Genomic DNA, 25922 nt, shown 5'->3' with positions numbered 1-25922 from the left:
ACTTCATCGTCGGCGAGTCCTGGACCAAGGGCTTGGCGCCCATCAGGAAGAAGCTATCCATGTCGCCATTGCAACCCCGATGACCGATCACGGCGCATCAGGGAAGTTATGCAGCGGTCTCGGGGCTTTCCAGCTCACCGACCGCAATGTGGTCGAGCCGGTGGACCTGGGCTACCTGCTGCTGCGCTATGCCCCCGCGCCAGAGCTGCGCGATGACGGCTGCTCGCAGCAGGCGGCCATGACGCCCAAGTGGGCTCGTGGCGGCGTCGCGGACGACGAGCAGTTGGACGGCGGCGAGTTTGCCAGCCAGGACCGCACACGACTGGATCGCTCGGTCCGCTACTTTGCCTGCCGGGTGGAGCGCGCTACCGAGGACCAGCGCAGGCAGGCACGCAATGCCATGCAGGAGCGGCTGCTCGCCTCGTCCGAGCAGCGCTGCTCGGCCTTCAAGGTCGGCTTGCAGCGCAGCTTTTCGCGCACCAACTTCGGCCTGGGCATCCTGACGACCCTGGCCGGCACGGCCGGCGCGCTCGTGAGCTCGGTCGGTGCGGCTCGCAACTGGGCTGGCACCGCAGCCATCTCCAGTGGGGCACGGGCGGAGTACAACCAGGACTTCTTCTCCAACCTGGCCGCGCACGTGGTGATCGAGGGTATCGACAAGCGCCGCCGGGATGTCTACCAGCAGATCCAGCATGCGGGCCAGGCCAAGGCCTATGCCGACTACCCCGTGGAAGCGGCCATCAAGGACGCCATGTACTTCCACGGGCAGTGCTCCTTGGCCGCGGGCTTCCAGCAGGCGGCCGATGCAATCCGCCTCTTCGACGATCCGGGGATCAACACCGGCATGAGCATGATCGCGAAGCTGAAGGCGGCCAACCAGCTGATGCTGAGCCAGAACGTGTCCGCAGACGAGCTGCTCAAGCGGAGCAAGGCTCTCCTGGAGCACATGCCCAAGCTGGCGGGGTCGCAGCTCAGCGGGGGCAAGCCGGCCAGCGATCCGGCCGCGCTGCCTATGCTCAACCTGGCGCTTGCGGCCATGGCCGCCGCTGTGGACGACATGAAGGGCACGGTCCAGCAGTTCAGGGAGCGAAGGCCCGCCTCGGCCCCTGGCGAGGACGAGATGGGGATCAAGGCTGTCGACTTCAGCGCCGCTGGCCTGCCCGCCACACTGCCTGCGGCATGCCGCCTGGCCACGGCGACACTGATTGCCAGCGAGCAGTCCGCTGCGGCCGCCGCCCTTGTGGAGACTGATGCCGTCAAGCGCAGCGGCCTGCTGGGCGATGCAGCCAAGGCCGGGCGACAGGCCCAGCTGATCGCGGAACAGGCGCAGTCGCTGGCATTGGCCTACAAGGTCAGGGTCGGCGACAGCGTCGCCGCCTGGACGGTCAGCTATGCCAAGGCGGTGGATCCCAAGAACACCCAGGCCAAGGAGGCTGCTGCCGAGTTGAAGTCCGCCCTTGGCCAGCTGCCGACACTGGCCGGCGATGCAGGCCTTGCCGCGCTCAAGAAGTTGTGCGCCAGCAGCTGAAACGCCAGGCGGCGTGCGGGCTCAAGTGATGGGGATCTGCGCATCCTCCCGCGTGTTCACCTCGATCACCAGCCCGCCCGGCGCCTCGCAGAAGAAGCGCGTCCCGCGCACCGCGTGATGCAGGGCCTGCGTGAAGCGCACGCCCTGGGCGGTGAAGCGCTCGAACAGCTCGACCACGGCCTGCCGCGTGGGCAGCTCGAAGCCGATGTGGAAGTTGTGCGGCCAGTCGACGGTGCCGAGCTCGTGATGGCGGCCGTCCTCGATGACGATGTCAAAGCCCTGGTGCTTGAGGAAGTTGAAGGCGCCCATGCGGTGCACGGTGCAGCCCAGCTGTTGCTCGAAGAAGCGGGTGGTGGCCTCCAGGTCGGGGGCGGGGAAGCTGAGGTGGTTCAGGGTCATGGTGGCGGGGGGCTGGCGGGTCGGGTGCGGCATGGATGCTCCGTGCGTTGAAATGTCCGCCCATGCTAGGGAGCAGGCCCCCGGCGCGGTACTCGCATCCAGGCCGCGCGTGCCTGGCCGGTGGGATCAGGCCGGGTCGGCGCCGGCCCGCATGCCCGACTCGCATTCACGGCCTTGCCGGCCCGGCTCAATGGCCGCGGCCCATTCCAGGTAGCCGAAGATCGCCGCCTCCACGCGGCGCTGCAGATGCGCCAGATCGGTTTCCCGCCGCTCGCCCGCGCCATCCACCAGGCCGCGGATCAGGGCGGCGACGTCTGCAGCGGCGAGGGCGGTGTCCGCCTGCCGGGGCAGGCCCGGGCGCCGCAGCAGCGTGTCGATCAGCTGGCCGAAGCGCCCCTTGTCCAGATGGGCACGCAGCTCGGGCCGGCCCTCCTGCTCGTCCAGCAACCGGGCCAGCTCGGCACGCTCCAGCTGCTGGCGTACTGAGGCCCGGATCAGGTGACGCAGGGCGGCGGGGCCGTCTGTCACCTCCAGCGAGGCCATGGCATCGGCCTCGAAGCGTGCGGCCTCGCGTTCCAGCAGGGCCAGTGTCAGGGCATCCTTGGACGGAAAGTACTGGTACAGCGAGCCAATGCCCACGCCCGCGCGCTCGGCCACCGCATTGGTGTTGAATCCCTCCAGCCCCTGCGTTTCCAGGAGTTGGGCCGCGGCTTCCAGGAGGCTGGCAACAGTCAGCTGCGAACGGCGCTGGCGCGGGGACTTGCGGGGAAGCAGGGGCGGTGTGGAGCTCATGGGTGGGGTCAGCGGAACAAGGGGCGATCCGCAGTCTAGAGCGGGCAGGCGATGCGCTTCCCTGCGTTGCCGTCCTGATGCCAGCGCCTGCCTAACGCCGGGGACGTTCGGCCTGCGCAAGGGTTCGCGGTGGGAACCACCGATCCCGGCATCCCCCTAGGTTGGCGCGCTCCCGGGGCCGGGCCCCCCTAGGTCGTGGGCGGCTTCGCGGCGCGGGGCTCCTAGAGTCTGAAGGCCAAGCCGCGCGTCCTGCGCGGCCGCCTTTGCCCTCATCAAGGGAGTCCCCATCATGAACATCGACAAGCAACGTGGTTCGGAAAAGCTGCTGGCCGCCTGGAAGGCCCGCCAGCTGACCGAGGAGTCCGTGCGGGAGATCGCACAGGCGATGGACAAGTCGCCGGCCCGCATCGAGGAAGCCACGGTCTACGGTGGGGCCAACGCCACCGGCATGCGGCTCTCGCTGAGCTATGCGGGCGATGACGTGCCCATGTGCGGCAACGACCTGCTGTTCTGGCTGAAGTGGCACCGGGTGCATGGTGGGGAGGTCAAGCCGCCACGCATCCTGATTGATGGCACGCCCTGGCCGGACCTGATCCGCATGCAGCTGGACTTCGGCCACGTGGTGCAGCCCGGCAATGTGCTGGAAGGCGGCATCACCCAGCTTGGCGCCCGCGGGGCCGTGGGTGGCTGAGCTTTTCGCCCCCTGGACGGCGCCGGGTGCCATCGCGCGCCCGGCGTTGCAGGCCGGCTGTGGCGGGCCTACGGGTGTGGCGCCCATCGTCCAGCTGCATCCCACGCGCCTGTGCAACCTGGCCTGTGCACATTGCTACACAGCTTCCGGCCCGCGGGCAACGCAGCAGCTCCCGCTGGAGCTGCTGTGCGCAGTCCTCGATGATGCCGCGGCATTGGGCTATCGGCAGTTGGCGGTGTCCGGCGGCGAACCCCTGCTCTACGACGAACTGCCAGGCTTGCTGCGCCATGCCCGCCGGCTCGGGCTGCTGACCAGTCTCACCAGCAACGGCCTGCTGCTGAGTCCGGGACGATGGGCGGCCATTGCGCCGCTGCTGGACCGGCTCGCCATTTCCATCGACGGTCGCGAGGCCACGCATGATGCGTTGCGCGGCTTGGCCGGTGCGCGGGCTCGCACCCTGCGTCTGCTGGAGCAGCCCCGGGCCACGGGCACACCCTTCGGCTTCATCTTCACGCTGACCCAGCACAACGTTGACGAGCTTGAGGACGTCGTGGGGCTGGCCGCTGCGCACGGCGCACACAGCGTGCAGGTGCATCCGCTGACGCTGCACGGGCGTGCGCGCGAGACCCTGCTGGATGAGCGTCCTGACGGCCAGGAGCTGCTGGCCGCCATCGTCGAGGCGCAGCGCCTGGCGCTGACCCTGCAGGCGAGCAGCGGCGTGAGGGTGCAGGTGGACGCACTGAGCCAGGGCCAGATCCTCGCCCACCGCGATCGCCTGGTGCCCACTTGGCCGGCGCCGGGCCTGACGGCCCTGGCACCTGTGCTGGTGCTGCAGTCGGACGGACAGGTGCTGCCGCTGACCCACGAACTCCCGCCCGCGCTGTGGCTGGGTTCGGTCCATGAATTGCCGCTGAAGGCCCTGGCTGCGCGCTGGCTGCACAGCAGCGCCAGCCGGCGCCTGGTGCAGGCGCTGGAACGTACCTGGCATGAACTCGCCGAGGGCGCACAGCCTGCGGCCTATTGGTATGACGAGGTCGCGGCGCGGGTGCAGCAGGTCGGGCAGGTTGCGCCGGTGCCAGTGCCGCTCTTGCCGGCCAGGGGGCTCATTGCGCGGGGCCCGACCCTGGCGCAGGGACGCGCGGCTCAGGCTTGAGGCAACAGGCAGGGGCGTGGAGTTCAGGCCGCGTCAGGCCCGCGGTGTCGGTACACGAGGCCCTGGCCGCCGCGGAAGGGGATGCACTGCTCAAGCTGTGCGCCCAGGCGCTCGGCCACGGCCCTGGACGCGGTGTTGCCCTCTGCCACCACGCTGACGGCCGTGCGCCAGCCGAAGTGGTCGTAGGCTGCGGCCAGGGCGCCTCGCGCAGCTTCGGTGGCATAGCCCTGTCCCTGGGCCTCGGGCAGCAGGGCCCAGGTGATCTCGGGCTCCACCCAGCCCTCAGGGTTCCACAAGCCGCTCAGGCCGATGAAGGCGCCGTCACGCTTGCATTCCAGCGCCCAGGGGCCGTAGCCGCGCAGGGCCCAGTGACCCAGGTAGGCCGCGAACTTGCGCCAGGCTTCCTCGCGCGAGCAGGGGCCGCCATAGGTGGCGGAGACCGGGCTGGCAAAGAAATGCGCCAGGCCGTCGAAGTCTGCCTCGCAGAAGGGGCGCAGCCACAGGCGCTCGGTCTCGAAGCGCGGTATCTGCAGGCCGCCCAGTTGCGCGACGCTCATGCCCCGGCCGCAGGTGTCGCGAGGTTCTGGGGGGCGGCGGAGATCCCGTACAGCGCGAGCAGCCCCAGCACGTGGCCAATGGCCACGCCGGGCTCGCCGGCCTCGATCCGGCCTATGGTCTGCACATGCACACCCAGCCGCGCGGCCGCGGCGGCCTGGCCCTCGCCGGCCTGCTGCCGTGCCTGGCGGGCGGCCGCGCCCAGGGCCTGGATGGCCTGCAGTGCGCTGGGGTGGATGTCGACGGAGATGCGTTTGCCTTGTGCCATGGCGCCATTGTGGCCGCAGTGGCCCCATGGGTGGCCCCGTAGATGGGTCCGTAATGGCCCTATGCTGCCTGGCCCGCTGCGCGCTGACCCGCGGCTTGTCTGCACGCCCGCGAGACAATAGCCCGCATGAGTCCGCCCTCCGCACCCGCGCCCGACGACGACCCCATGCCCCAGCCGCCACAGCCACCCGCGCTGGAGGACTGTTGCGGCAATGGCTGCGACCCTTGCATCTTCGACGCCCACGACCTGGCCATGGACGCCTACCGCCAGGCCTTGCGGGCCTGGGCTGCGCGGCATCCGCAGGGCTGAATGCCTGCCTGTGCTTTAGAGAGGGCTCTCGCTCCGTCTCTCGGGCTGACCTGAATCAAGCGGTCGCAGCCGCCCCTGCGAAGAATGGGCCTCACTCATTCTTGACAGGGAGCATTCCAATGAAAGCCCATTTCCTCGGCAGCGGCATCGGTTCGCTGGCCGGCGCCGCCTTCATGATCCGAGACGCCGGTGTGCCCGGCACGGACATCACCATCTACGAGAGCCAGCCCCTCAGCGGCGGCAGCCTGGACGCCGCCTGGCGCCCAGAGCAGGGCTACAGCCTGCGCGGGGGGCGGATGCTGACCACCGATCACTACGAGTGCCTCTGGGACCTGATGAAGACCATCCCCTCGCTGGACCAGCCTGGTCTCTCGGTCTTCGAGGAGACGGTTCGCTTCAACGAGCAGAACCCCGCGCACTCCAAGGCCCGGCTGGTGGATCGCCGCCGCCACAAGCTGGATGTCTCTCACATGGGCTTCAGCCACGCCGACCGCCTGGAGCTGCTGCGCCTCACCGAGGCCAGCGAGGAGGCGCTGGGCAGCAGCAAGATCAGCGACTGGCTTTCGCCCGGCTTCTTCGAGACCAACTTCTGGTGGATGTGGCAGACCACCTTTGCCTTCCAGCCCTGGCACAGCGCGGTGGAGTTCAAGCGCTATCTGCACCGCTTCATGAACGAGTTCCCGCGCATCGAAACCCTGGGCGGCGTCAAGCGCACGGTCTACAACCAGTACGACTCCCTGGTGCGTCCACTGGAAGCCTGGTTGCTGCAGCACGGTGTCAGCTTCGTGCACGGCACGACCGCGACGGACGTGTCGCTGGAGGAGCAGGACAACCAGATCCTGGCCCGTTCGATCACCCTGCGTGACGCCCAGGGCGAGCGCCGCGTGACGCTGGCGCCCGATGACCTGGTCTTCGTGCAGAACGCTTCCATGACCGACGCGTCCAGTGTTGGCAGCATGAGTGCCCCGGCGCCGCGCCTGAGCAAGACGGACAGCCAGGGCTGGGCCCTGTGGGAGAAGCTGGCTCAGGGCCGGCCTCAGTTCGGCAATCCGGCGGCCTTCAACGGCAAGCTCACGGAGTCCTACTGGCTCTCCTTCACCGTCACCTGCGCGCAGCCGGCCTTCTTCGACCGCATGGAGGGCTTCACGGGCAATCGCGCCGGCACTGGCGGCTTGGTGACTTTCAAGGACTCGAACTGGCAGATGTCCGTGGTGCTCTATCACCAGCCGCATTTCCGAGGCCAGCCGGAGGGCCTGCAGGTGTTCTGGGGCTATGCCCTGCAGCCTGACCGCATTGGCAACTTCGTGGCCAAGCCCATGAGCGAGTGCAGCGGTGCAGAGATCCTGCAGGAGCTGCGTGGCCACCTGAACTTCGACCCCGAGGTCTTGGACGAGGCTGTCTGCATCCCCTGCCGCATGCCCTACATCACCAGCATGTTCATGCCACGGGCGCATGCCGACCGGCCGCTGCCGGTGCCGCCGGGCTCGCGCAACCTGGCCTTTGTCAGCCAGTTCGTCGAGATCGCGGACGATGTGGTCTTCACGGTCGAGTATTCGGTGCGTGCCGCGCAGATGGCGGTCTACCAGTTGCTGGGCGTTCAGCGCCCCGTGCCGCCGATCACGCGGCACGACCGCTCGCTCAAGGTCATGATGGACTCACTGGTGAAGGCCCTGCGCTGAGCCACTCGGGCGCGGCCTCCTCGCGCCCTATCGCCAGCGGCGCCACTGGCGCCAGCGAGGCTTCCCATGCCGGGCTCCCAGCATCACGCGCCGAGGCTGCTCGCAGATGAGGGCCGGCGCGAGGTCGGGGCAAGACCTGTCCATCAGGGGTGCGGCCGCGATGGCGGGCCGGCGTTGATGGTCCGGCTCGTCGGTGGATCGCGGTACACACAAAAGCCGTGCATCAGCAGATCGTGCCCTCGCTCACGTGCAGGTCCTCGGCAGTCTGCAAGGCCGTCCGCAGTGCCAGGCGCAGGCCTGCGCTCATGGTATCCAGGGCCATGGAGGGCGCATGCGGGTGATGGGCCCCCTGCTCGGGCAGGTAGGGCACGTGCATGAAGCCGGCCTGGCGCAGCCAGGGGCGTCGCTGCGCCAGGTGCATCAGGCCGTAGAAGACGTGGTTGCACACAAAGGTGCCGGCGGTGTAGGACACCTCGGCCGGCAGTCCGGCGCTGCGCAAGGCCTGGGTCATGGCCTTGACCGGCAGGCTCGTGAAGTAGGCGGCGGGGCCCGTCGCAAAGACCGGGCGGTCGATGGGCTGCGCGCCAGCGTTGTCGGGAATGCGGGCGTCGTCGAGGTTGATGGCCACCCGTTCGAAGCTCAGCGCGCTGCGTCCGCCGGCCTGGCCGCAGCACAGGACGAGGCGCGGCCGCAGCCGGTCCAGGTGGCCTTCCAGGGCTCGCAGGGCCTCGTCGAAAACGCAAGGCAGGACGACGGCCTCCACACGCGCGCCGGGCGCGACCACTTCGCCCTGCAACTGCAGCACCAGTTGGGCGGAGGGGTTCACGGCCTCGCCGTCAAAGGGCTCGAAGCCGGTGATCAGGATGCAATCGGGCGTGCTCATGGATAGCGGGGCTCAGACGATCAGGTACAGCAGCAGGGTCTGAAGCGCCAGCAGCAGCAGGGCCGTCGGCGTCTGCGCCTTGATCACTGCGTGGCGGTCCTTCAGGTTCAGCAGGGCGGCGGGCACGATGTTGAAGTTGGCCGCCATGGGCGTCATCAGCGTACCGCAATAGCCGCAGAGCATGCCGATGGACAGCACCGCGGCTGGATTGGCGCCATGGCCCTGGATCAGAAAAGGCAGGGCCACACCGGCAGCCATCACAGGGAAAGCAGCGAAGGCATTGCCCATGATCATGGTGAAGGCAGTCATGCCCAGGGTGTAGACGGTCACCACGGCCAGCTTGCTGTCGGGCCGCAGCAGCCCCTGCGCCAGCGTCTCCACTGCCTTGCCAGTGTGGCTGGCCAGGAAGACCCCTCCCAGCATGGCCAGCATGAGGGGCAGCGCCAGCGGCCAGCCAATCGACTCGATCAAGCCCTGCGAGGACTGCAGCGCCTGCCGTGGCGAGTCCCCCGTCAGCCGCCAGGCCAGCAATAGCGCGCAGAGGCATGCCAGGGTCAGCGCCGCGAGGGTCAGGTTTTGCGGGGCGAGCAGGCTCCACCGCGCGGTATGCAGCGCGGGGCCGGCCAGGACGCCAGCCACCGTCAGCACGGGGATGGCCAGCACCGGGATGAAGAGGCGGTGGCCCAGCAGGGCGGCGCGCTGCTGGCGGCGCTTCAGCTCTTGGGGCGAGGGCTTTGTGTCGGGGGCGGCGCTGAGGCCCAGCCCCGCGATCAGGCCCAGGGCCAGCACCAACAGACCGACCAGGCGGTAGGTGAGGGGCTTGCCGAGCTGGTCCAGCATCAGGTCGCCCAGCAGGAAGGGCAGGCCGAACAAGGCCCAGAACAGGCCGCGCCAGACACGTCGCGGCGTGCCAGTCTCGCGCCAGCACCTCAAGGCCGATGCCAGCAGCACCACGCCCACCAGGGGCAGGGTCAGGCCGGGGCTGATCAGGGCGGGCAAGGGCGGGACGGCGGCGCTGGCGATGGCGCTCATGCGGCCTCCCAGGTGCTGGGCTCTGCAGGCATGGCGGCGGCGATCTGTGCGTCCAGCCGCGACAAGCGCGCCAGGTGCACGATCGCCGCGCACAGCGCCGTCGGAATGGCCCACAGGCCGATCACCAGCGGCTCTGCCACCGGGATGCCGCTCTGCAACATGAAGCCGTGGATCAGCAGCACGGCGCCGAAGGCGATGAAGATGTCCTCGCCGAAGAAGAGCGCCACGTTGTCGCAGGCCGCGGCGTGGGCCAGGATGCGCTCGCGCAGGGCCGGCGGCAAGGGGCCATGGCGGTGCACGGCCAGGCCCTCAGCCATGGGGGCCAGCAGGGGGCGTACCGTCTGGGCTGGTCCGCCCAGGCTGGTCAGACCCAAGGCTGCCGTGCCCTGGCGCAGCAGGTAGTACAGCATCAGCAGGCGGCCGGTGCTGGCGCCCCTCAGCCGGCCTACCCAGGCTTGGGCGTGCTCGCGCAGGCCGTGGCGCTCCACCAGTGCCATCACCGGCAGCAGCAGCACGACCACCGCCAGCGAGCGGCTGGCCATGAATTTTTCGCCAAAGAGCTCCAGCAGCGCCAGGGGCGCGATGCCGGCGCACAGACCGGTCACGGCCCCAGCCACCAGCACCACCAGCAGGGCGTTGAAGCGCAGGGCGAATCCAGCGACGACGAGGGGGATGCCGATCAGGGGCAGGAGTTGGGCGAGGTCCATGGGGTCAGGTCTTGAGGGCGGTAGGAACGGCTCAGTCAGGGGCGCGCAGGGCCAGGCCGGCCGCTCGCAGGGATTCATGCAGCGCGCGCACCAGAGGCAGGGCGGCCAGGCCGTCGCCATGCACGCAAAGGGTGTCGATGTGCAGTCGTAGCGCGCTGCCCTCGTGCGCCTGGACGGGCTCGCCCAGGGCCAGAGCCAGGCCTTGGGCGACGCCATCCGCAAGCGCTTCCAGCACGGCCCCGGGCTCGCTGCGCGGCAGCAGGGTGGCGGACGCGGTGTAGCGCCGATCGGCAAAGCCCTCCTCGCGCACAGGCAGGCCTGCGCGGCGTGCAGCCTGGGCCAGCGGGCTGCCTGCCAGGGCGACCAGGGCCAGGCCTGGCGCCTCGCGCGGCAGCAGGTCCAGCAGCAGCGCCGTCAGCTGCGGGTCCTGGGCGGCCTGGTTGTAGAGTGCTCCATGCGGCTTCACGTGGCGCGGGCGGGCGCCTTCACGCTGTGCGGCTCGCTGGAAATCCTGCAGCTGCCGCGCCAGTTCGCCGCGCAGCGAGGCCAGCAGCCCCGCCGTCACCGCCTGCGGCTGGCGGCCGAAGTGCGCTGGGTCGGCATAGCTGGGATGGGCGCCCACTGCCACGCCGCTGTCCAGCGCACGGGCGATGGACGCCCGCATGCTGTCCGCGTCGCCCGTGTGGCCACCGCAGGCGATGTTGGCCGAGCTGATCCAGGGCAGGATCAGCGCCTCGTCGGCGCAGCCCTCGCCGAGGTCGGCATTGAGGTCCAGGGCGGTGCGGGGCGGAGTCGATGACATGGGGGGGATTGTCCGTGCGCTGCGCCTCACAGACCCAGCAGGGCCTGGCATTGGCAACGCAGCGCGCCCAGTGACCGACGTCGTGCGGCGCGGGCCTGCGCCTCGTCCGCGGGCAGGAAGCGCAGGCGCTGGCCGGGGGCGCACTGGGCGAGCCGCGGCAGGTCGGCCTCGATGACCACGGCCAGCCGAGGGTAGCCTCCGGTGGCCTGTGCATCGGCCATCAGCACGATGGGCTGGCCGTCGGGCGGCACCTGCACCACGCCGGGCAGCACGGCATGGGAGGGCAGCTCGCTCAGCTCATCAGGGCGATCGGGGCGGCGCAGCGCAGGTCCATCGAGGCGGCAGCCCATGCGGTTGCTGCGACTGCTGGCATGCCAGTCGGCGCGCCAGAACTCGGCCATGGCTTCGGGATGGAAGAGTGCTGCCTCGGGGCCGGGCAGCACGCGCAGGTCCAGGACGGCGGGCGCCATGAACGCGGGCAGGCCTCGTCGGCGTCCGCCAGGAAGATCAGCGGCAGCCACTACCGCCTGCAGCGCATCGCCGGCCCGCAGCGCCCGGCCCTGGGGGCCGCCGAAGCCGCTGGCCAGGTCGGTGCTGCAGGAGCCCATGAGGGCAGGCGCAGCAATGCCGCCGGGCAGCGCCAGGTAGGCAAAACGCCCCGCGCGCGGGCCGTGCAGGCGCAGGACCTGGCCGGCTCGGGCGGCGTGGGGCCAGCCCACGGGGCAGGGCAGGGAATCCAGCAGCACCTCGTAATCGGCGCCTGCCAGCGCGAAGGCGCTGTCCTGTTCGAAGCGCAGCTGCACCGGGCCGCCGCAGACCTCCAGGACCGGCAGGGCCAGGTCTTGCCTCAGCAGGGCGTTGGCCAGCTGCAGGGCGATGGGGTCCATGGCGCCTGCGCTGCCAAGCCCCAGATGGCGCCAGCCCGGGCGCCCTAGGTCCTGCACGCTGTTCTGCAGGCCGGGCTTGATCACATGCAGGGTGGCGGGCTCAGACATCGCAACGCTCCACCACGAAGCGCAGCTGATCGCCCGGCTGCAGCAAGGTGGGCGGCAGCGCCGCGGCATCGAACAGGGGCAGGGTTGTGCGGCCGATGAGATGCCAGCCACCGGGGCTGGCGCAGGGGTAGACGCCAGTCTGCGTGCCGCCTATGCCCACTGAGCCGGCGGGCACCGTGATGCGCGGCGTGGCCAGGCGAGGGGTGTGCAGGGCTGTGGGCAGGCCGTCGAGGTAGGCGAAGCCGGGCAGGAAGCCCAGGAAGAAGACCCGGTACGTGGCCTCGCTGTGCAGGCGCACCACGGCCTGCGGCGTGAGGCCGTGGTGGTGGGCCAGCCGGCCCAGGTCAGGCCCTGCATCGCCGCCGTAATGCACGGGGATCTGCACCAGGCGTCCCTCGCCCAGTGCCGGTGCTGGCGTCTCGGCCTGCGCTTGCCAGAGCTGCATCAGGCGGGCGCAGGCGGCTTCGCCATCGAGTTGATCGGGATTGAAGATCCAGCTGAGGTTGCCCATGCCCGGCACGCAGTCGACGACAGCGTCGCCCGCATCCAACAGCTGCTGGCGCAGACGCCACAGCCGCTGCTGCAACTCCAGGCTGGCAGGGACCTCAGGAAAGTCCAGCAGCACGGCGCGTTCGCCCAAGGTCTGGCAACGGGCCTGCAAAGCGTTTGTCATGGGGCATGCCTACGATGGCTGGACTGCATGGTTCGGGCCTTCTCCTGAAAATCCTGCTGCATTCAACAGGCCTTGTTGCGGCGGCCATTGTCACCTGTGCGACAGGCATGGTCCACGCTGACACAGGCTTGAAGGGCGGCCTAGGGTTTGATGGGGTGGAGCCCTGTCGGCTTTTGCCGGATCGTGCAGCGAGCTGCGTCAAGACAGCCTGTGGATTCGCGAGCACGACTTGCCGACGACTCTCATCCTCAACGGAGACACGCATGAAGAAGTTCAAGTCCCTCCTGCCTGAGCAGCGCACGACGCGACGCGTCCTGGTCCGCTGTGCATCGGTCCTGGCCCTGGCCGCCAGCGTCTTCCCCGCTGCGGCCAGCACGCTCAACCAGAACGTATCCTGGACCATAGATCGGGCCGGCACCAGCACCAAGTACCGCGTCGTGGCCTACGGCGACTCGATCTACGCCGGCTACAACGGCTCCACGCTCAATGCCGCCAAGTACTCAGCGCCCACTGTCGATGCGGAATACCTTTCCGCCTTGTGGAATGCAGACATCGAGAGCGTGCGCCGAGCCAAGTCCGGTGCCGTGGCCTCGGACGTCTACAACAACAAGATCGTGGGCGAGGCCTCCTATATGCAGGCCAGCAGCACGCGCGTGGTCACCTTCGAGATGTGCGGCAATGACGGCCTGCAGGCGCGCACCGCCTTCAAGGGCCAGAGCGGCACCTGCAACTACAGCGTGCTGGACAACGCCCTGGCCAACTGCAAGACCTATGTGGCCAAGGCGATGGACTACATCAACGCCAATGCCTACGCGGGCACCAAGCTGAAGATCATCTCCAACCTGCACTACCCCGGCTACGCCGCCGACAACGTGCAGAGCAGCTGCAAGGACGCCACCACTGGTGCCACGGTGAACCTGCGCGACAAGTTCCTGCCGGCCCTGACCAAGATGAACTACTGGATGTGCGAGTACGCCCGCCAGAAGGGCTTCAAGTGCGCTGACAGCTTCGCCCAGTACATGGCGGCGGACTACGACAGCAACGGCGACGGCCAGGTGGACTCCGACGCCATCCGCTACGTGGCCGGCGACACCGAGGCGGCTTACGTGACCCGCATCACCTCGACCTACAAGAGCACGCTGCGCGACGCCAACACCCACTTCGTCTCGGCCAGCAGCAGCTACGACTACATCCAGTCCGACGACACCCACCCCACCTACAACGGTGGCACGGTGACGGCCGGCCTCTTCGGCGGCAGCACGGGCTCGGGCGCGCCGCGGTACACCAGCTTCAGCAGTGGCAAGAACCCGATCTGGAACCAGTACGGGCATGAGCGCATGGGCTGGGCGCTGTCCGTGTCCAATCCGGCGGCTCCCTGAGCGCCGCTTGCGCTGAAGGCGCGGCTCCATGAGCGCGAAGCAGGCATCGCCCACGCGGCGCCGGCTGGCGTCGCTGGCATATGTCGGCCTGGCCCTGCTGTGCCTGGCCGGCGGTCTGGTGCTGCTGTGGCCTGAGGATCCCCTGCCTGCACCGCCTGCGTCGCTGGGGACCTCGGGCGGCGCGGGGTCAGGTCTTGCTGCTGCGAGGCCTGCCTCCGCGGCCAGCGCCGCACCGCACCCCTGGCTGCTGGTTGGCACCTCAGGCCCGGCCGTCAGCGATGACCTGGCCGACCATGTGCCGCCGGGCAGTGCGCCCAGCATGCAGGAGGTCATCGAGCGCCTGCACAAGGCCGGCGTGCGCACAGGCCTGGGCGCTTTCCAGCCCCCGGGCACGCGGCCGCCCATCGTCGGCCTGGCGGTGCCCGAGGACTATGTGCTGCCCGACGGCTATGTGCGCCATCACCAGGCCACCGACGACGGTCAGCGCATCGAGGCCATTCTGATGTTCGCGCCTGACCGCCCCATCCACGATGCCGCCGGCCGCCCCATCGCCGTGCCCGCAGACCGGGTGGTCACGCCGGTCTTGGCGCCGCCAGGCTTTCCCATCCGCTTTGTCGTCATCCCAAGGCCACAGGAGCCGGGGCGCGAGGCCTCGGGCCAGCCTTGATCCCAACCGGATTCCCATGAATGCATTGATATCGAGGCCCTGGGTCCGCGCGACCCTGGCCCTGGGGCTGGGCGCCGTCTTGCTGGCGCTCTACGCACGCGGCAGCTGGGGGCTGGGCTTCGTGGCCCTCTTGCCATGGCTGTGGTGGCTGGACAGGCCGGTGGCCTGGGGGCAGCGTCTGTTGCGCGCCTGGCTGCTGAGCCTCGGCTATGCGGCGGCGGCCTTCGCCTGGTTCGGCACGGCCATCGCGCACTATGCCCAGTGGCCGCAGGCCCAGGGCCTGGCGGTGCTGCTGCTGATCGCCCCGCTGTTCCAGCCGCAGCTGATCGCTTGGGCCCTGGTGCGCCAGGCGCTGGACGGGCAGCGTCATCCCTGGCTGCGGGCCTGGGCGGCCGCAGCGGCCTGGGTGGGCGTGGAATGGCTGTGCCCCAAGCTGCTGGGCGACACCCTGGCCCATGGCCTCTACCCCGCGGCCCAGCTGCGCCAGGCCGCCGCCCTGGGCGGCACGGCGGGCCTGACCCTGTTGCTGCTGCTGGTCAACGAGGCCCTGGCTCAGGCCCTGAGCCAGGGCGGTCAGATCTGGAAGACGCGGCCCCGCGCCCTGCTGGCGCCCCTGGGCCTGGCCCTGGCCTTGCCGCTGGGCCTGCTGCTCTACGGAGCCAGCCGCGAGGCTCCTCGGCTGGACGCCGGCCTGCCCCTGCTGCGCCTGGGCCTGGTGCAGGCAAATATCGCGGACTACGAAGGCCGCCGCCAGTCCCAGGGCAGCTATGCGGTGGTGCGTGAAGTGCTGGATACGCACTACGCGATGAGCTACGACGCCGTCGAGCGCCAGCGCGCCGACGCCGTGCTGTGGTCCGAGACCATCTACCCCACCACCTTCGGCCAGCCCAAGAGCGAGGCCGGGGCGCAGCTGGACCAGGAGATCGTCTCCATCGTCAATGCGGCCGGCGTGCCCTTTGTCTTCGGCACCTACGACCGCGATGCGGCGGGAGAGTACAACGCCGCTGCCTTTCTCCAGCCGCAGCAGGGCCTGCTGGGCGTGTACCGCAAGACCCGGCTCTTCCCCTTCACCGAGCGAGTGCCAGGCTGGCTGGACGGCCCGCTGCTGCAGCGCTGGCTGCCCTGGGTGGGGCACTGGCAGCCCGGCAGCGGGGCCCGCGTGTTTCCCTTGCGCCTGCGCGATGGCCGCGAGGTGCCGGTGCAGCCGCTGATCTGCCGGGACGACGTCGATCCCTCCCTGGCCATCGACGGGGCCCGCCTGGGCGCGCGGGCGCTGCTCACGATGTCCAACGACGCCTGGTTCAGCGCCGACCCACTGGGCGCGCGCCTGCACCAGGCAGCGGCCGCTTTCCGCAGCATCGAGACCGGCCTGCCGCAGTTCCGGGTGACCACCAATGGCTACAGCGCCGTCATCGATGCGCGTGGCACGGTGCTCGCCGCGGGGGACTTCGGCCAGCGCGCCCTGGTGGTGGGGGCGCTTCCCGTGCCAGAGCCCGCGCCGACGCTCATGGTGCGCTGGGGCGACTGGGTGGGCGGCGTCTGCCTGCTGAGCCTGGCCGGGCTGCTGCTGGCTCGCTGGCGGCCGCTGCGGGGCTGGGCGCCCCGGCCTGCGCCGCCCCTGGCCTGGCCGCTGCGGGTGAGGGTGATATCGCCGGCGCTGCGCGGCTGCGTCGCCGCCCTTCGCGGCCTGTCCCGCCTGAGCCTGCTGGGCCTGGGCTTGGCTCTGCTGCTGGACGAAGGCCTGCGCACGCAGTCCCTGCTGCAACTGCGCCTCGTTGCCGCCCTGGTGCTGGCGCCTGAGGCTGCCGCCTGGTGCTTGCTGCAGGCCTTCAAGGCGCGGCTGCAACTGGGTCCCAAGGCCCTGGAGCTGGTCCGCAGGGACGGGCAGATCCTGCATTGCGAGCTGGCCTCCCTCGAGCAGGCGGAGGCCTGGCGGCTGCCCTGGCCCGGCCCTGGCCTGAGCCTGACGGCGCAAGGAGGCAAGACCTGGCACCTGCTGCTGGCGCAACCACAGGCGCTTCGCGAGGCCCTGCGGGCGGCCGGGGCGCCGCTGGGCGAGGTCCTGGAGGACGGCCGGATGATGCGCTACGCACTGGCCCGGCAGCGGCTGCGGCGCCATCGTCTTGCCCGTCCCGTCTGGAAGTTCCTGGGCCTGCCCCTGCTGCTGGCCCTGCCGGCCTTCGCCCTGCACCAGCACATCGCCTACGGCGGCTTGCTGGGGGAGTACCGCAGCTACGGGCTGGCCGCCTACCTGGGCGCCTTCGGCCTGTGGTGGGCCGCCTGGGCGGTGGGGGTGCTGGTGGCCTCGGCGGCCGTGCGCATCGCCATCGAGACCCTGGCCTGGCTCGGGCTGCTATGGCGGCCTGCGCGGGCCCTGCCCATGCGCCAGGGGCTGGAATCCGCCGGCCTGGCCCTGCTGTACCTGGGCCTGCCCGCCTGGCTGGCGCTGAGGCTGCTGGGCGTCTGAGCCCCGCGCATTTCTGCGCATTGCGCGACGGGTGCTTTGCGGGGCCTGCACGGAGGCTGCTTATCATCCGCCTTCATGTATCGAGCTGTATTGCGCCTGTCCGCATTGCTGTTCCTGTGGATGGGCCTCCCCTGGGCCGGTCTGCCGGCTTCCTCCGCCTTCGCTGGCGAGGTGCTCGATGCGCAGTTCCGCAGCATCGAGGTGCCGCAGAACACGGTGCCCACGCTCGCCCAGGACCGCAGCGGCTTCATCTGGGTGGCCACCATCAAGGGTTTGACCCGCTACGACGGCTATCGCCTGCGCCCTGTCGAGCAGGAAGGCCCCACGGCCGCGAGCCGCAACCTGGGCTGGGTGAGGGCGCTGGCACCCGCCCGCGACGGGCGCATGTGGATCGGCACCGAGTTCCAGGGGCTGGTGGTCTACGACCCCCAGCAGGATCGCCTGCAGGCCCTGGGCAGCGCCGAAGGGCGCGAAGGGAGTCATGCCCCCATTCGCGCCCTGGCCGAAGACGGCGACGGCACCGTCTGGGTGGGCAGCCTGGGCCGCGGACTGCAACGCTATCTGCCCGCGCAAAGGCAGTTCGAGCGCCAGGACATCACGATCAAGGGCGAGAAGGAGCAGCGCATCACCGCCCTGGCCGTCGCCCATGACGGCGTGGTCTGGGCCGGCCACTGGCGGGGCCTGGCGCGCCGCCAGAGCGGGGTCTGGACGAACATCGCCCTGCCGGGCCCGCAGGACGAGGCCACCGTGCTGGCCATGACGGAAGACCGTGCCGGCCGCCTCTGGTTCGGCACGCAGGACGGCCGACTGGGCGTGGTGGAGCAGGGCCAGGCGCGCTGGGTGCAGGATCTGAAGGCGCCGGTGCAGGCGCTGGCGGAGGCCGAGGATGGCCGCATCTGGGTCGGCGGCAAGAAAGGCCTGCTCTGGCTGGATCCCAACCGCGGCAGCATCGAAGCCTGGTTGCGCCACGATCCCCGCCATCTGCGTGGCCTGGCGGGCAATGACGTCAGCGGCCTGCTGCGCGATCAATGGGGCGTGATGTGGGTGAGTGGCTACGGCCTGGGCCTGCAGCGCCATCAGGATCACCCGGCCCTGGCCGTGCGTGGGCCAGATAACGATTCCCAGAGCCCCCTGCGCGAGTTGGACGTTCGCGCCTTGCTGCGCCTGCACAACGGCGAGGTGCTGGCGCCCACGCAGCTGGGTCCCGTGGTGCGCCTGGACGGCCGACCGGGGCAGGCACTGGCGACGCTGGGCGCCTGGCCGCGCGAGCGTCGAGACGTGGTCGACGCGCTCAACCAGGCCCCGGATGGCAGCGTGTGGCTGGCGTCGGCCGGGCGGCTGGAGCACCGCAGCCTGGACGGCCGCCTGCTGCGGGACTGGCCACTGGACGGCGCGCGGGCGCAGCAGGTGATGATCCGTCGCACCGGGGAAGTCTGGCTGGGCATGCAGGAAGGCCTGTATCGGCTGCCGTCGCCCGATGCGCCCGCGCTGCAGCGAGTCAGCCTGGCCGGGGGCGAGGCGCTGCAGGGCGGCATCTATGTGCTGCGCGAGGAGCCGGGCAGCCATGCCCTGTGGGTGGGTGGGCAGCAGGGGCTGTTCATCGAAGGCCCCGCCGGCCTCGTGGCGGTGGCGCAGTCGCCCAAGGAGTCGCTGGGCAGCCCCATCGTCATGGGCCTGCTGTGGTCGCGTGACGGCACGCTGTGGGTGGATACGCCAGTCAGTGGACTGCACCGCCGCGTCGGCGTGGACGCCGAGGGGCGCTTCCGCTTCGAGCGCATCAGCGAGCGCCATGAGGTGCAGGGCGTGTTCGGCGGCAATCTGCACGAGGACGCACAGGGACGCATCTGGAGCCAGCTCTATGTTTACGACCCCCGCGCTGATCGCATCGACGCCTTCGGGCCGGCCGAGGGGGCCTTTTTCGGCAGCTTCTGGTTCTTCGCCAGCTGCGAGCTGCCGGGCGGCGGGCTGCTGTTCGGTGGCAGCCGCGGCCTGCTGCGCGTGCAGCCTGAGGCCTATGCCCCGCCCACGGGTGAACTGCCCATGGTGATCAGCGGGCTGCGCCTCAATGGCCAGCCCTACCACCCGGAGCGCCTGCAGCAAGGCCTGACCCTGCAGCCGGGCACGCGCACGCTGACCGTGGAGTTCGCAGGCCTGGACTACGCCGATCCGCAAAGGCTGCGCTATCAGTACCGCCTGCTGGGCCAGGACACCGACTGGACGCGTGTGGACGCCAGCGCCCGCAGCCCCAGCTTCGGTCCACTCAAGCCTGGACGCTATGTGTTGCAGATGCGGGCCATGCCCCAGCAGGGCGCTGGCCGCATGGCCTCGCTGGACCTGCCCATCGAGCTGTTGCCCGCCTGGTGGCAGACCTGGTGGGCGCGGGCCGGTGCCGGTGTGCTGCTGCTGCTGTCCTTGTGGGGATGGGTGCAGTGGCGCACCCGGCGCCTGCGCAGCCGCGAGGTCGAACTGCGCGCCCTGGTGGATGCGCGCACCGTCGAGCTGCGCGAGGCCAGCCTGACCGACACCCTCACCGGCCTGCGCAACCGCCGCTACCTGGCGCTGCGCCTGGAGGACGACCTGAATCTGTGCCTGCGTCGCTTCGAGACGGATGGCATCGAGCCCGGCCCGGACAGCGACCTGCTGCTGATGTTGCTGGACCTGGACCATTTCAAGCGGGTCAACGATGTCTACGGCCATGGGGCCGGCGATGCCGTGCTGGTGCAGCTGGCCGAGCGGCTGCGCCGTGTATTTCGCGGCACGGACTCCCTCGTTCGTTGGGGGGGCGAAGAGGTGCTGGTGCTCGTGCGGGACAGCAGCCGGACGGGGGCGGCCGAGCTGGCCGAGCGCGCCTGCGCGGCTGTGCGCGAGAGTCCTTTTGACATCGGCGAGGGGCGGCAGATCCCCGTGACCGTGTCCCTGGGCTGGTCGGCCTTCCCCCTGGATCCCCAGGAACCTCGGGCCTGGGATTGGGCGGCCAGCCTGAGCCTGGCGGACGTGGCGCTCTATGCCGCCAAGGCCCAGGGCAGGGACGGTCATGTGGGGGTCGAACGTGCGCAGGGGCTGACGCCGCTGCACCTGCCCAAGGACTGGTGGCTGGGCCAGCCGCCGGCCGGGCTCACGGTGCGGCGCAGCCGTGTTCGCCTGGGTGGCTGAGCGAAGCAGGGCAGGGCTGGGTAGGCAGGGTATCTGTTAGTCTCGCCCTACCGCCTACCGCCTACCGCCTACCGCCTACCGCCTACCGCCTACCGCCTACCGCCTACCGCCTACCGCCTACCGCCTACCGCCTACCGCCTACCGCCTGCCGGTTTCAGGAGTTCCTCGACATGACGATGGCCGCATCCCCGCCTCCAGACTCCCTGCCGGCTGAGCAGCTGCTGAACCGACCGGTATGGCACAGCCTCAGCGGCCCGCAGCAAGACCTGGCCCTGGGCGATGCGTTGGCGCGCCGCTATCGTCCGGAGATCCACCTCTTTGCCGCCGCCGCGGACGACAGCCCCGAGGCTCTGAACGCCCTGTCCCGGCTGCTGCCGGCCCGGGGCTCGCTCTACCTGCTGCAGGTGCCGGCGTTGCGACTGCCGCCTGGCGCCGTGGCGCTCAAGACAGCCCAGGGCGTGCAGATGCTGGCCACGCGCTCGCTGGCCGATGAGCCGACGCACCCCGACATCCAGCCCCTGGGCGATGCCGATGCCGCCGAGATGCTGGCCCTGGCCGAACTGACCCAGCCCGGCCCCTTCCTGGCGCAGACGCACCGCATGGGCCGCTTCCTGGGCGTGCGCCTGCAGGGCCGCCTGGCCGCGATGGCGGGCGAGCGCATGCACGTGGCGGGCCATACCGAGGTCAGCGGGGTCTGCACCCATCCCGACTTCCGCGGACTGGGCCTGGCACGCCGCCTGTCCGCCGCCGTGGCTCGGCAGATCGAGGCCCGCGGTGAGCGCCCCTTCCTGCACGCCTGGCGCAGCAACGAGGCGGCCATCGCCCTTTACGAAAGCCTGGGCTTCCAATGGCGCAGCGATGTGCAGGTGGCCGTCATCGCGAGGGCCTCTTGAGCAGCGCTGCACCGGCCCGCGACGGCGTGGGTCTGGCCACCATCGCGCTCTTCGGCCTGGCCCTGGCGGCAGGGCACTTCCTGGTCTGTCGCCGCGTGGGAAGCCCGGCCGCCAGGCGGGCGGCTCTTGAGCGCGGTGCGCGCAGCGCGCGGCTCATGCAGGCCAGCCTGCGGTCCATGCCATTGCGGCATGCCCAGTCGCCAGACTGGGTGATTGTTGCTGTGCACAATGATTCCCATGGACAGCAAGCCCCCCAGCACCGCCTCATCCCCCCGTCCGCGGGTGCTCATCATCGGCTGCGGCTTCGGCGGCCTGGCCGCCACGCGGGCCCTGGCCGGCGCGGAGGTGGACATCACCCTGGTCGATCGCAGCAACCACCACCTCTTCCAGCCCCTGCTGTACCAGGTGGCGACGGCGGGGCTCTCGGCGCCCTCCATTGCAGCGCCCATCCGGCACATGCTGCGTCGCCAGCGCAATGTCACCGTGCTGATGGCGGAAGTCTGCGGCATCGACAAGGCCAACCGCTGCGTGCGTCTTGCCGATGGGCAGCAGCTCGGCTACGACTTCCTGATCCTGGCGGCCGGCGCCACGCACAGCTACTTCGGGCATGACGACTGGGCCGAGCATGCTCCGGGCCTCAAGACCCTGGAGGATGCCTTCCGTCTGCGTGCCCGCGTGCTCAAGGCTTTCGAGCAGGCCGAGCTGGAGCCCGACCCCGCACGGCAGGCAGCGCACCTGAGCTTTGTGGTGATCGGCGGCGGACCCACGGGGGTCGAGATGGCGGGCACCCTGGCCGAGATCGCCCACCACACCCTGCGCGACGAGTTCCGCCGCATCGATCCGGCCCGGGCTCGCGTGCTGCTGCTGGAGGGCTCGGACCGGGTGTTGCAGGCCCTGCCGGCCGCGCTGTCTGACAAGGCCGAGGCGCAGCTGCGCGGCCTGGGCGTGGAGGTGCAAACCGGCTGCCGCGTGGTGGGCATCGATGCGGAGGGCGTGAGCGTGCAGCAGGGCGAGGTTGCCGGGCAGCGGCGCATCCAGGCGCGCACCGTGGTCTGGGCCGCGGGCGTGGCCGCCTCGCCGCTGGGCCGTCTGCTGGACGTGCCGCTGGACCGGGTCGGCCGGGTGCAGGTGGATGGCTGGCTGCGCATCCCCGGCCATCCGGAGGTCTTCGTGATCGGCGACCTGGCCGCCGCGCAGAGCCAGGAGCCGGACGGGCGCCTGCGCCCCGTGCCCGGCGTCAGCCCGGCCGCCAAGCAGATGGGTGCCCATGCGGCGCACAGCATCCTCGCTGCTGTGCGGGGGCGCGAGGCCACGCTGAAGCCCTTCCGCTACCGCGACTACGGCGCCCTGGCCACCATAGGCCGCAAGGCCGCGGTGGCCGACCTCGGCTGGCTGCAGTTCTCGGGCTATGCGGCCTGGCTGTTCTGGCTCTTCGTCCACATCTACTTCCTGATCGGCTTTCGCAACCGCCTGGTCGTGCTGTTGGACTGGGCCTGGGCCTACTGGAGCTTCCAGCGCTATGCGCGGGTGGTGGTGGAGCCGGCGGCAAGCGCGCCTGCGCCTCGGCCCGAGGCCTGATCAGGCCTGCGCCGCATCCAGCGGCAGCGCCGTGCGGCTGATCACATGCTGCAGCACGAAGCTGGAATGCACGCCGGTCACCCCGGTGATGCGGGTGAGCTTGCCCAGCAGCAGGCTCTGGAAATGGTCCATGTCACGCACCCACAGCTTGAGCTGGTAGTCGGCTGCCTGACCCGTGATCAGCAGGCACTCCAGCACCTCCGGCAGCATGCGCACCGAGGCCTCGAAATTGGCAAATCGCTCCGGCGTGTGCTGGTCCATGGAGATGTGCACCAGCGCCATCAGGCTCAGGCCCAGTTTGCGGGCATCCAGCAGTGCCCGGTAGCCGGCGATCAGGCCGCTGTCCTCCAGGGCGCGTACCCGGCGCAGGCAGGGCGAGGGCGAGAGGCCCACGCGATCCGCCAGATCCTGGTTTGGGATGCGGCCTTCCTGCTGAAGAATCTCCAGAATCTGGCGGTCTATTCGGTCCAGTTCCATGCAAATTGCTTAGATTGTTCAGATTGGGCAATTTAATGCCAAACAAAAAAAGAAGAAAGGCATCTTTGCAATTTTCTGCCCAGGCCTCCTCCCTACACTGAGTTCACTGCAAACAGCAAGCCTCCACCGCCCGGGCAAGACCTCCGCGGAGCAGGACCGGCCCACGACGGCCCTTCCCCCTGCAGTCAAGGCCCCAGGCGCCACAAGCGTGCTGGGGCCTTGGCCATTCAGGGCCTGGGGGGCGGGCGGCGGCGGCCCCTGGGTGCCCCGCGGCACTGCCTGTGACGCTCAGCGCGGCGCCACAATGCCGGCATGGACCTGACCCTTGAACGATTGAGCCTGGAGGATCTGCGCCTGCTGGAAGCTGGACAGTGGCCCGCCGGCTGGCTGGACCGCGTGGAGCCTGGCGCCCTGCCGCCCGAACGCGTGCACCGACGCGCCCTGGCCCTGCTGGGCGAGGGCTGCGCGCCGTGCTGGGCTGTCAGCCGCATGATGTGCCGCCCCAGCGATGGGCGCTACCTGGGCAATATCAGCTTCAAGGGTGCGCCTTGCGAGGGCCGGGTGGAGATCGGCTACCAGGTCGCCCCGGGCCAGCAGGGGCAGGGGCTGGCCACCGCCGCCGTGCGGCTCATGCTGGAGGAGGCCTGGGCGGCGGGGGTGCAGGTCGTGCGGGCCGAGGTGCTGCCTGAGAACCTGCCCTCGCAGCGGGTGCTGGCCAAGGCCGGTTTCCGCCTGGCCGGGCACCATGCCGACGAGCGTCAGGACTGGGTCGGCGTGTGGGAAGTCCAGCGCCCGGGCTGAGCGCCGGGCTCAGGGCAGCATGCGCACGGTATAGCCCTCGGGGATCCTGAAGATGTCTTTGGGGCTGGCGCGACCCACGCTCAGCGCCAGGGTGCGCACCTCTTCCACCATCGCATGAGGGCCGCGGCCCAGGATGGCCCGGCTTTCCAGCATCCAGGGCCAGTTGAGGTACTGCTGCGCGGGAAACAGCAACCAGAGGCAGCTTTCGCCGCTGATCAGCGGGCTGCTCCGGCTGTCCAGGCGGCGGCAGCGCTGGCCCAGGATGAGGCTGGGCGGGTCCTCTGTGAGCGGCAAGCCCATGTCCCGCGCGACGAGGCTGGGATGGCGGCGCGAGCCGATGGCTTTCTTGTCATGACGCAGCTCGTAGCGGACGCCGTCCACCCACAGCTCGCCGACACTGAGGTCCGTCTTCTTGTACAGGGAACAGTCCGGCGGACGCGCAGGCGGGACGCCGGGCGTTCTGGCGCCCTCGTCCAGCCAGCGCTGCAGGTCCGTCGGCGTGAGGCCGTAGCGGCTCACCCAGGTCAGTGCCTTGCCCGTGTCGTAGTAGCGCTCGACGATCTCGGTGTCCACGCCGTCCAGCAGGTCCGCTGGCGGCGAGTTCGGTGCCAGGCCGGCCGCGGCTCGGAAGGCGTTGCATTGGTCGAAGAGCGCGCCCATGGTCTGCCGGCCCAGGCCGTGGGCCTGCCCCTCGAAATGGCGGCGGACCTCCTGGCGGATGTACGCCGTGCCGGCCCAGGGCTCGGGTGCCCCCAGGGCGGGGCCGGGCGCCAGGGCGCACAGCAGGAGCAGGGCCGCAGGCAGCTGCGGCGGCAAGGGGGGCAAGGAGGGCATGCCCCTCACTCTACCTGTCTGGCCTTGCCAGGGTCAGCGGACCATCACCAGCGAGCTGCCACGGTGGGACTCTTCCTGGTAGCGCAGCTTGAAGCCGCCCAGGTCCAGCTCACCCAGGGTCGCCAGCGCCTGCTGCAGGCTCTCGCGGTTGATGGGGCCGCGGATGCGGCGCAGGCCCTCGGTGAGCACGCGCGCCGCGACATAGCCTTCGAGGCTGATCGAATCGAACTGCCGGTCGCCACGGGCCAGCATGGCCTTCTGGTAGGCCGCCACGACGGGCAGGCTGGCGTCATGAGGGTCAGGCACCACCTGGGCGACGCGGATGTGGCGCATGTCCCCCAACAGGGACTCCTTCAGCGGCTCCAGCCCGACGAAGGACAGCAGGTAGAAGCGGCCCTTGTAGCCCCGGTTGCGCGCCTGGCGGATGAAGGTCGCGCAAGTCTCGTAGGTGCTGATCATGAACACGGCCTCGGCGGGTTCGCGGTTGATCAGGGCGTCCAGGGCCTCGTCCATCTGGGTCGAATTGCGCTTGACCGTGGCCGAGGCCTGGAGCTGCAGCTTCAGGGACAGGGCCGCCTCGCGTATGGCCTCCAGGCCGGCACGGCCGAAGAGATCGGCCTGCAGCATCACATTGAAGCGCTGCACGCCGTCCTGCTTCATGGCGGCGGCCAGGGCGATGGACTCGTCCATATAGCTGGCCCGCACGCTGAAGATGCGGCCGGGGCCGGGCTCGTAAAGCATGCTGGCGCCTGTGTAGGCGCCCAGGAAACTGATGCCGTGGCGCTTCAGGTAGGGCAGAGCCACGCGGCTGGTGGGCGTGCCTACATAGCCGAACAGCAGCAGCACGCGGGGGTCCTCGACCAGCTGACGCGTGTTGATCTCGGCACGGTCGGGCTCGTAGCCGTCGTCGCGCAGGTCCATCACGAGCTTGCGGCCTTGCACGCCGCCCTGCTGGTTGAGTGCCTCCACTTGGGCTCGGATGCCGGCGTGGTAGCGCAGGCCCAGCTGGGCCGCGGGCCCGCTGAGCGCCGCCGAGCTGCCGATGCGAAGGTCCTCCTCGGCAGCGGCGCTGGCGTCGAGTTCGACGCCCAGTCCCAGCCCCAGCCCCAGGCCGAGCAGGGCCGCAAGGCTGTGGCGTCGCGAAGGCACGGTGGCATCAGGCATGACGGCTGCATTGTGCGCTCGCCGCCCGGCCCCGGGCTTGACC

General features: G+C 70.2%; 25 protein-coding genes. 12 read left to right on the top strand and 13 right to left on the bottom strand.

Annotated features, from left to right (window positions below):
• A partial coding sequence (locus tag ACS5PK_RS18145) for a hypothetical protein (RefSeq protein ID WP_439441666.1) occupies positions 1-1528 on the top strand: 1528 nt, incomplete at its 5' end.
• Between the two features lie 21 nt (positions 1529-1549).
• Here the strand turns inward: ACS5PK_RS18145 and ACS5PK_RS18140 are convergent.
• Positions 1550-1960, bottom strand: a complete 411-nt coding sequence (locus tag ACS5PK_RS18140) for a VOC family protein (protein WP_439441665.1) — start codon at positions 1958-1960, stop codon at positions 1550-1552.
• Positions 1961-2053: 93 nt separating this feature from the next.
• Positions 2054-2719, bottom strand: coding sequence for a TetR/AcrR family transcriptional regulator (locus ACS5PK_RS18135; RefSeq protein WP_439441664.1), 666 nt, complete (start codon positions 2717-2719; stop codon positions 2054-2056).
• A 289-nt stretch (positions 2720-3008) separates the two neighbouring features.
• Between ACS5PK_RS18135 and ACS5PK_RS18130 the strand changes: the two genes are divergently transcribed.
• Together ACS5PK_RS18130 and ACS5PK_RS18125 are read left to right on the top strand one after the other, a co-directional pair.
• Positions 3009-3410, top strand: coding sequence for a hypothetical protein (locus ACS5PK_RS18130; protein ID WP_439441663.1), 402 nt, complete (start codon positions 3009-3011; stop codon positions 3408-3410).
• Positions 3403-4563 (top strand): radical SAM protein, encoded by a 1161-nt coding sequence (locus tag ACS5PK_RS18125; RefSeq protein ID WP_439441662.1) that lies wholly within the window; start codon positions 3403-3405, stop codon positions 4561-4563. Before ACS5PK_RS18130 ends, ACS5PK_RS18125 begins: the two co-directional genes overlap by 8 nt.
• 23 nt (positions 4564-4586) lie before the next feature.
• Here the strand turns inward: ACS5PK_RS18125 and ACS5PK_RS18120 are convergent, their stop codons facing one another.
• Positions 4587-5120 (bottom strand): GNAT family N-acetyltransferase, encoded by a 534-nt coding sequence (locus tag ACS5PK_RS18120; RefSeq protein WP_439441661.1) that lies wholly within the window; start codon positions 5118-5120, stop codon positions 4587-4589.
• The gene (locus ACS5PK_RS18115) at positions 5117-5386 is read right to left on the bottom strand and encodes a helix-turn-helix domain-containing protein (RefSeq protein ID WP_439441660.1); all 270 of its coding nucleotides are present in this window, start codon (positions 5384-5386) and stop codon (positions 5117-5119) included. Before ACS5PK_RS18115 ends, ACS5PK_RS18120 begins: the two co-directional genes overlap by 4 nt.
• A gap of 126 nt (positions 5387-5512) precedes the next feature.
• Here ACS5PK_RS18115 and ACS5PK_RS18110 point away from each other — a divergent pair, with 126 nt between their 5' ends.
• A complete protein-coding gene (locus ACS5PK_RS18110; RefSeq protein WP_439441659.1) occupies positions 5513-5695 on the top strand; it encodes an oxidoreductase-like domain-containing protein in 183 nt (60 codons plus the stop codon).
• Between the two features lie 119 nt (positions 5696-5814).
• Positions 5815-7374 carry an oleate hydratase gene (locus ACS5PK_RS18105; protein ID WP_439441658.1) on the top strand — a complete coding sequence of 520 codons (1560 nt, stop codon included), beginning with the start codon at positions 5815-5817 and terminating at the stop codon, positions 7372-7374.
• A gap of 223 nt (positions 7375-7597) precedes the next feature.
• Here the strand turns inward: ACS5PK_RS18105 and pcp are convergent, their stop codons facing one another.
• Genes pcp through pxpB form a run of 6 tightly spaced genes read right to left on the bottom strand, consistent with a single transcriptional unit; the run spans position 7598 to position 12466 of the window.
• On the bottom strand, positions 7598-8257 hold the full coding sequence (gene pcp, locus ACS5PK_RS18100; protein ID WP_439441657.1) for a pyroglutamyl-peptidase I: 660 nt from the start codon (positions 8255-8257) through the stop codon (positions 7598-7600).
• Positions 8258-8269: 12 nt separating this feature from the next.
• Positions 8270-9289, bottom strand: a complete 1020-nt coding sequence (locus tag ACS5PK_RS18095) for a 5-oxoproline transporter, DUF979 family subunit (RefSeq protein ID WP_439441656.1) — start codon at positions 9287-9289, stop codon at positions 8270-8272.
• Positions 9286-9996: a DUF969 domain-containing protein gene (locus ACS5PK_RS18090; protein WP_439441655.1), complete on the bottom strand. Its 711-nt coding sequence runs from the start codon at positions 9994-9996 to the stop codon at positions 9286-9288. The genes ACS5PK_RS18095 and ACS5PK_RS18090 overlap by 4 nt, the downstream gene beginning before the upstream one ends.
• Positions 9997-10027: 31 nt before the next feature.
• Positions 10028-10798, bottom strand: coding sequence for a LamB/YcsF family protein (locus ACS5PK_RS18085; protein ID WP_439441654.1), 771 nt, complete (start codon positions 10796-10798; stop codon positions 10028-10030).
• Between the two features lie 26 nt (positions 10799-10824).
• Positions 10825-11793: a biotin-dependent carboxyltransferase family protein gene (locus ACS5PK_RS18080; RefSeq protein ID WP_439441653.1), complete on the bottom strand. Its 969-nt coding sequence runs from the start codon at positions 11791-11793 to the stop codon at positions 10825-10827.
• Positions 11786-12466, bottom strand: a complete 681-nt coding sequence (pxpB, locus tag ACS5PK_RS18075) for a 5-oxoprolinase subunit PxpB (protein WP_439441652.1) — start codon at positions 12464-12466, stop codon at positions 11786-11788. The genes ACS5PK_RS18080 and pxpB overlap by 8 nt, the downstream gene beginning before the upstream one ends.
• A gap of 263 nt (positions 12467-12729) precedes the next feature.
• Here pxpB and ACS5PK_RS18070 point away from each other — a divergent pair, with 263 nt between their 5' ends.
• The 6 genes from ACS5PK_RS18070 (at position 12730) to ACS5PK_RS18045 (ending at position 22603) form a co-directional block, all read left to right on the top strand.
• Positions 12730-13845: an SGNH/GDSL hydrolase family protein gene (locus ACS5PK_RS18070; protein WP_439441651.1), complete on the top strand. Its 1116-nt coding sequence runs from the start codon at positions 12730-12732 to the stop codon at positions 13843-13845.
• Positions 13846-13873: 28 nt separating this feature from the next.
• The gene (locus ACS5PK_RS18065) at positions 13874-14512 is read left to right on the top strand and encodes a hypothetical protein (protein ID WP_439441650.1); all 639 of its coding nucleotides are present in this window, start codon (positions 13874-13876) and stop codon (positions 14510-14512) included.
• A 16-nt stretch (positions 14513-14528) separates the two neighbouring features.
• Complete coding sequence (gene lnt, locus ACS5PK_RS18060; RefSeq protein ID WP_439441649.1) at positions 14529-16979, top strand: apolipoprotein N-acyltransferase; 2451 nt, start codon at positions 14529-14531, stop codon at positions 16977-16979.
• 75 nt (positions 16980-17054) lie between these two features.
• The gene (locus ACS5PK_RS18055) at positions 17055-20132 is read left to right on the top strand and encodes a ligand-binding sensor domain-containing diguanylate cyclase (RefSeq protein WP_439441648.1); all 3078 of its coding nucleotides are present in this window, start codon (positions 17055-17057) and stop codon (positions 20130-20132) included.
• Between the two features lie 170 nt (positions 20133-20302).
• Entirely contained in the window at positions 20303-21025 is a 723-nt protein-coding gene (locus tag ACS5PK_RS18050; protein ID WP_439441647.1) for a GNAT family N-acetyltransferase, read from the top strand.
• A 237-nt stretch (positions 21026-21262) separates the two neighbouring features.
• Positions 21263-22603, top strand: a complete 1341-nt coding sequence (locus ACS5PK_RS18045; RefSeq protein ID WP_439441646.1) for an NAD(P)/FAD-dependent oxidoreductase — start codon at positions 21263-21265, stop codon at positions 22601-22603.
• Here the strand turns inward: ACS5PK_RS18045 and ACS5PK_RS18040 are convergent, their stop codons facing one another.
• Positions 22604-23080, bottom strand: coding sequence for an Lrp/AsnC family transcriptional regulator (locus tag ACS5PK_RS18040; RefSeq protein ID WP_439441645.1), 477 nt, complete (start codon positions 23078-23080; stop codon positions 22604-22606).
• 312 nt (positions 23081-23392) lie between these two features.
• Here ACS5PK_RS18040 and ACS5PK_RS18035 point away from each other — a divergent pair, with 312 nt between their 5' ends.
• Positions 23393-23881: a GNAT family N-acetyltransferase gene (locus tag ACS5PK_RS18035; RefSeq protein WP_439441644.1), complete on the top strand. Its 489-nt coding sequence runs from the start codon at positions 23393-23395 to the stop codon at positions 23879-23881.
• A gap of 9 nt (positions 23882-23890) precedes the next feature.
• Here ACS5PK_RS18035 and ACS5PK_RS18030 read toward each other — a convergent pair whose 3' ends face one another.
• Both ACS5PK_RS18030 and ACS5PK_RS18025 read right to left on the bottom strand, forming a co-directional pair.
• On the bottom strand, positions 23891-24715 hold the full coding sequence (locus ACS5PK_RS18030) for a hypothetical protein (protein ID WP_439441643.1): 825 nt from the start codon (positions 24713-24715) through the stop codon (positions 23891-23893).
• Positions 24716-24748: 33 nt separating this feature from the next.
• Positions 24749-25879, bottom strand: coding sequence for an ABC transporter substrate-binding protein (locus tag ACS5PK_RS18025; protein ID WP_439441642.1), 1131 nt, complete (start codon positions 25877-25879; stop codon positions 24749-24751).
• Positions 25880-25922 lie beyond the last annotated feature (43 nt).

The sequence above is a fragment of the Roseateles sp. DB2 genome (genome assembly GCF_051857535.1).
In the GTDB taxonomy this organism is placed as follows: Bacteria; Pseudomonadota; Gammaproteobacteria; order Burkholderiales; family Burkholderiaceae_C; genus Roseateles_B.
This window is presented reverse-complemented; position numbering and strand designations above follow the sequence as displayed.

Bases quoted from the DNA above. Each gene is read 5' to 3' on its own strand.
- pxpB (WP_439441652.1), bottom strand. From the start codon at position 12,466: ATGACAAACGCTTTGCAGGCCCGTTGCCAGACCTTGGGCGAACGCGCC.
- ACS5PK_RS18035 (WP_439441644.1), top strand. From the start codon at position 23,393: ATGGACCTGACCCTTGAACGATTGAGCCTGGAGGATCTGCGCCTGCTG.
- ACS5PK_RS18140 (WP_439441665.1), bottom strand. From the start codon at position 1,960: ATGCCGCACCCGACCCGCCAGCCCCCCGCCACCATGACCCTGAACCAC.
- ACS5PK_RS18105 (WP_439441658.1), top strand. From the start codon at position 5,815: ATGAAAGCCCATTTCCTCGGCAGCGGCATCGGTTCGCTGGCCGGCGCC.
- ACS5PK_RS18070 (WP_439441651.1), top strand. From the start codon at position 12,730: ATGAAGAAGTTCAAGTCCCTCCTGCCTGAGCAGCGCACGACGCGACGC.
- pcp (WP_439441657.1), bottom strand. From the start codon at position 8,257: ATGAGCACGCCCGATTGCATCCTGATCACCGGCTTCGAGCCCTTTGAC.
- ACS5PK_RS18030 (WP_439441643.1), bottom strand. From the start codon at position 24,715: ATGCCCTCCTTGCCCCCCTTGCCGCCGCAGCTGCCTGCGGCCCTGCTC.
- ACS5PK_RS18115 (WP_439441660.1), bottom strand. From the start codon at position 5,386: ATGGCACAAGGCAAACGCATCTCCGTCGACATCCACCCCAGCGCACTG.
- lnt (WP_439441649.1), top strand. From the start codon at position 14,529: ATGAATGCATTGATATCGAGGCCCTGGGTCCGCGCGACCCTGGCCCTG.
- ACS5PK_RS18050 (WP_439441647.1), top strand. From the start codon at position 20,303: ATGACGATGGCCGCATCCCCGCCTCCAGACTCCCTGCCGGCTGAGCAG.
- ACS5PK_RS18090 (WP_439441655.1), bottom strand. From the start codon at position 9,996: ATGGACCTCGCCCAACTCCTGCCCCTGATCGGCATCCCCCTCGTCGTC.
- ACS5PK_RS18085 (WP_439441654.1), bottom strand. From the start codon at position 10,798: ATGTCATCGACTCCGCCCCGCACCGCCCTGGACCTCAATGCCGACCTC.
- ACS5PK_RS18045 (WP_439441646.1), top strand. From the start codon at position 21,263: ATGGACAGCAAGCCCCCCAGCACCGCCTCATCCCCCCGTCCGCGGGTG.
- ACS5PK_RS18120 (WP_439441661.1), bottom strand. From the start codon at position 5,120: ATGAGCGTCGCGCAACTGGGCGGCCTGCAGATACCGCGCTTCGAGACC.
- ACS5PK_RS18025 (WP_439441642.1), bottom strand. From the start codon at position 25,879: ATGCCTGATGCCACCGTGCCTTCGCGACGCCACAGCCTTGCGGCCCTG.
- ACS5PK_RS18040 (WP_439441645.1), bottom strand. From the start codon at position 23,080: ATGGAACTGGACCGAATAGACCGCCAGATTCTGGAGATTCTTCAGCAG.
- ACS5PK_RS18080 (WP_439441653.1), bottom strand. From the start codon at position 11,793: ATGTCTGAGCCCGCCACCCTGCATGTGATCAAGCCCGGCCTGCAGAAC.
- ACS5PK_RS18130 (WP_439441663.1), top strand. From the start codon at position 3,009: ATGAACATCGACAAGCAACGTGGTTCGGAAAAGCTGCTGGCCGCCTGG.
- ACS5PK_RS18095 (WP_439441656.1), bottom strand. From the start codon at position 9,289: ATGAGCGCCATCGCCAGCGCCGCCGTCCCGCCCTTGCCCGCCCTGATC.
- ACS5PK_RS18065 (WP_439441650.1), top strand. From the start codon at position 13,874: ATGAGCGCGAAGCAGGCATCGCCCACGCGGCGCCGGCTGGCGTCGCTG.
- ACS5PK_RS18135 (WP_439441664.1), bottom strand. From the start codon at position 2,719: ATGAGCTCCACACCGCCCCTGCTTCCCCGCAAGTCCCCGCGCCAGCGC.
- ACS5PK_RS18055 (WP_439441648.1), top strand. From the start codon at position 17,055: ATGTATCGAGCTGTATTGCGCCTGTCCGCATTGCTGTTCCTGTGGATG.
- ACS5PK_RS18110 (WP_439441659.1), top strand. From the start codon at position 5,513: ATGAGTCCGCCCTCCGCACCCGCGCCCGACGACGACCCCATGCCCCAG.